The sequence below is a fragment of the Loktanella sp. DJP18 genome (genome assembly GCF_049310965.1).
Lineage (GTDB): Bacteria > Pseudomonadota > Alphaproteobacteria > Rhodobacterales > Rhodobacteraceae > Loktanella.
Genome location: NZ_JBMERN010000215.1, coordinates 1 through 3,844 on the forward strand (window position 1 = coordinate 1; position 3,844 = coordinate 3,844).

At 58.2% G+C, this 3,844-nt stretch carries 3 protein-coding genes; all 3 read right to left on the reverse strand.

The annotated features are described in order from the left end of the window. Window positions 1-96: 96 nt before the first annotated feature. The 3 genes from ACOI1H_RS24010 to ACOI1H_RS24020 are packed head-to-tail and all read right to left on the reverse strand — an operon-like array spanning window position 97 to window position 3,721. Complete coding sequence (locus ACOI1H_RS24010; protein WP_422440718.1) at window positions 97-1,095, reverse strand: tyrosine-type recombinase/integrase; 999 nt, start codon at window positions 1,093-1,095, stop codon at window positions 97-99. After that, on the reverse strand, window positions 1,092-2,459 hold the full coding sequence (locus ACOI1H_RS24015) for a tyrosine-type recombinase/integrase (protein ID WP_422440719.1): 1,368 nt from the start codon (window positions 2,457-2,459) through the stop codon (window positions 1,092-1,094). Before ACOI1H_RS24015 ends, ACOI1H_RS24010 begins: the two co-directional genes overlap by 4 nt. Beyond that, entirely contained in the window at window positions 2,456-3,721 is a 1,266-nt protein-coding gene (locus ACOI1H_RS24020; protein ID WP_422440721.1) for a tyrosine-type recombinase/integrase, read from the reverse strand. The genes ACOI1H_RS24015 and ACOI1H_RS24020 overlap by 4 nt, the downstream gene beginning before the upstream one ends. Between the last annotated feature and the right edge of the window lie 123 nt (window positions 3,722-3,844).

A 3,844-nucleotide genomic window follows, 5' to 3' on the forward strand; every position in this document is an offset into this window, starting at 1 on the left:
GTTATCACGAGGAAGGCATAATGCGGAGGAGGTCCGCCAAGGTACTGGTTTACAGCAGTTACCAGCATTTTTCCTCCGCATTATCTGTAGCGCCGATCAGAGCGTATCGAGCCAGTCGAGCACGCTTTGGTCGCGCCGCCACGAGGGCGGACTACCGGTCTTCGGTTTCTCAACCCGTTCCAGCGCCTTGCGTTTGGTTTCCAGGTTGGCCTGGGCGTAGTGGTTTGTGGTCTCAAGGCTGACGTGGCCGAGCCAGCTTCGGATGACCGTGACGTCGACGCCAGCGGCAACGAGGTGCACCGCAGTCGCGTGCCGGAAGCTGTGCGGGGTCACATGCTTTGCTGCCAGCGTCGGCGTGATTGTTTCGGCCGCCCGAACATAGCACGCCAGTTTGAAGCGCACACCTGAAGCACTGAGCGGGTTGCCGTAGCGGTTTACAAAGAGCGGGGCGTCGGCTGGTCTCGGCACGCGCTCCAGCAGAGATCGCAGCAACTCGACCGTCTCTGGCCAAAGCGGACTGATCCGCTCCTTCCGGCCTTTTCCGTACAATCGCACGCAGGCGGGTGCCTCGAACCTAATGGCCTGCGGATAGAGATCAAGCGCTTCCTGGATACGAGCGCCAGTGTTGTAGAGGAACGACAGCAAAGCATGATCCCGCTGGCCGATCAGCGTTGACCGGTCGGGTTGCGCCAGGATCGCCTGCACTTCTTCGGGCTCAAGGTAATCCGGCGCGCAGATCGGTGCCTTTTTCGTGGGGACATTCATGACGTCCGCGCATTGTGCTATCAGTTCCGGTTCGCGCGTTGCCACAAAGCCGAAGAAGCTGCGCAGGGCAGCAAGGCGGCAATTGCGGGTACCGATCGTGTCGCCGCGTACAGTCTCAAGATCATGCAGGAAGGCGATGACCTCTGTGGCGGTCAACTCGCTCAGCGTGAGACGAACAACCGGTTTGCTACAACGGGCTGCTACAAAGCGCAGAAAGAGCCGCCAGGTATCACGATATGACTTGACGGTGTGTTGTGACGCGTTGCGTTGCTGAACCATCCAGTCGGTAAAGAACATGCGCAGCAACTGGGGGAGCGGATCTAACTTCATGATACCACCTCGGCCGGTTCGGCGTTGCCAAGCGGATAGGTGAATGCCCGGAACCGCTCGTTCGCTTCATGCAGCAACTCCTGGGTCACAGTGATGTAAACCAGCGTGGAGTTGATGTCGCGGTGGCCAAGATATGTTGCTAGATACGGCAGTTTTTCCTGCGGGTTCAAGCCTTGCCGGTACCATTCAAGGATCCGGTGAACGACGAAGGTATGCCGGAGATCATGGATGCGTGGCCCGATCTTGCCTGCAGCTGGTTTCAAACCGGCCATGCGCAGAATGGCGACGAGGTGGGTGCTGATGGACGCCCGGCAGTACTGCCGGTTATTCTGATCATGCCAGAACAAGCCAGCGTCAAAGCTGTGCGAGACGTTGGCCTCCTGCCGCGCCTTCAGAAGCGCGCGTAAGGCATTCATTGCGCTGTCTGATAGTGGCAGGATGCGCGACTTGAAGAACTTCGTCTTCCGGATCGCGATAGTCCCGGCCTGCATGTCAACGTCGCCGAGCGTAAGCCTGGCAATTTCGCCGACCCGCAATCCAGCGCAATAAGCCAGAACCAGCGTGGTGTAGAGATTGATCGGACGCGACGGCGCGCGCGGCGACGGATAGGTTCGGGCGATGGCAAGCAGTTTCCGGATATCCTCGGGGCTGTAGATATACGGACGCCGCCAGCTGTGCGCGACCTGTTTCGTAGGCCGATTGTCGGGGGGCCGTTTGGGCCGCGAGGGATCGTCATGACAGAGGGCCTTGTTCAGGATACGCGCCAGTTTCTCGCATTCCGCAGGATGGTTCGCGGTCGCCTTCGTCCTGCGGTAGTGCTCAAGCAGGGTCTCCAGTGGCTGGCTATCAAGATCGGGTCGTTGCTGTAGAAAGCGGTCAAACCTGCGGCATATGGCGTCAGCGGCTTCATACCGGTAGCCCCTGCGCTGCATCCGTTCGACATGGTCGCGCATCAGCTCTCCCAAGGGACTCGCAAACGGTCGCGGCTGTCGCAACGCTTCGAGCGCCTGATCGGGATCAGGGGTCATCAAAGCCCCTATGATGCCCGTGTCACCGTGGGCATTATATTCACGCCGAAGGTCGGTGATCGGGTTACTCTCAATCCTTCCGTCATTCACCAGGGCGTCAAGGAAGCGAGCAACAATGCGAGCGCGGTGCTGCACTGTCGAGCGGGCCCAGACCTCACCGCGTTCACGCAACCAATATTCAAGTGTCCGTCGATCGGTTGCACCACATTGCAGCGCCGCCCGCCGAAAGCTTTCCAGCGCTTGTCGGTAGTAGATCGGTGATATCGCGTAGTTCAAAGGAAGCTGGGCGATGTAATGCTTGATGATCTCTTCGCCATCCTGGGGCCAACGCCTCATTGTTTCACCTCCCGGCCTGGAAGATCTATGGCGATCGCACGAAGATCCTCAGTGGCAAGCTTCAAATATTGAATGGTTGCTTCGGATGATCTGTGACCAAGCACATCACCGATAATCTTGCGTGGGGTCGATGCCCTGAGCATGCTGACTGCGCGGGCATGGCGGAAGATGTGTGGCCCACGCTTGCCAACCGGTTCAATTCCTGCGGCGGCGAGACGCCGCTTGACCACACCATAAAAGCCGCCCGTCTTCATCGCTTGATAGGGTGCCCGGCTCCTCAAAAAGACGGTGCGCACATCTGCCTGTGGGCGGCCATCGCGCAAGTAACGCAGGACCGCGTTCCCCACCGGTTCCATCAAGGGCAGCATGGCCATGACATTGGTCTTGGAACGCTGCACCCGCAGGGTATCGGCACGCCAGTTGAAATCGTCTATTTGCAACCGACCGACCTCGCCTGAGCGAAGGCCATACTTGGCAAGGATTTGAAGAATGGCGTGATCGCGCAAACCCATTGGCGAGACGTCCTGCCCCGCCAACTCTAGCACATGTACGATCTGTTCGGTGGTTAGAATCGACGGAATGCCCTCATAGGCATAGAGCAGCGGTGCAATCACGTGGCCTGAGAGATCATCGCCGTGCAGCTTGCTACGATGCAAATGGCGCAGAAAGCCCCGCAACCGCTCGGCCACATCCTTGAGCGATTTGCGGGTCAGACCCGGTGTCCGGCTATCCATGTAAGCATCGATGTCGCGCACGCTCAGATCGGCAAAATCGGCTTTCCCATTTCGCTCGGTAAGCCACCTGCAGAAGTGGCGTGCCTCCCACATCAGCGCTTTGATTGATGGCTTCGCCAATCCGCGTTCTTCGCTTAACCAGAGTTCGTAAGCGGCGCAGACAACCCGGCTTTCTTGTTCCGCCGCGCTCGCAGCTGGCGGTGCCGGCGGCCATTCTGCCAAAGCGGAACGCAGCAAGGCATAGATGCCCGAGCGCGGTATCGATCTCCATTTGGCAGCAGGTGAACGCCCACGATCCTTTTCAAATTGGCGCGCGGCGTGATCCAGATAGCGCGCGACAAGGTCCGGCGCCACGTCGCACAGATCGATCTCGCGAGCTTGCAGCCAGGACAGGAACTGGCCCGCATAGAGACAATAATTGCTCACGACAGTTGGACTATAGCGCTGCTCTTGTAACGTCTCGCGAAGCTTCAAAAGTGCTTTGGGGGTTGATGGTGACATTTGGTTCTCCTTGGGTTGGTCGATCAACCAGGAGAACTTCCAGTCTCAAATAATGCGCAGCAGGTATGGCAATCCCAAAGCCCAACTCATTGAAATGTAGAAGACAATAAAATCGACCTCCGCATTATGTCTTCCTCGTGATAACTTGAA

Coding starts and splice junctions, on each gene's coding strand:
- ACOI1H_RS24015 (WP_422440719.1), bottom strand. CDS start 2,459: ATGAGGCGTTGGCCCCAGGATGGCGAAGAGATCATCAAGCATTACATC.
- ACOI1H_RS24010 (WP_422440718.1), bottom strand. CDS start 1,095: ATGAAGTTAGATCCGCTCCCCCAGTTGCTGCGCATGTTCTTTACCGAC.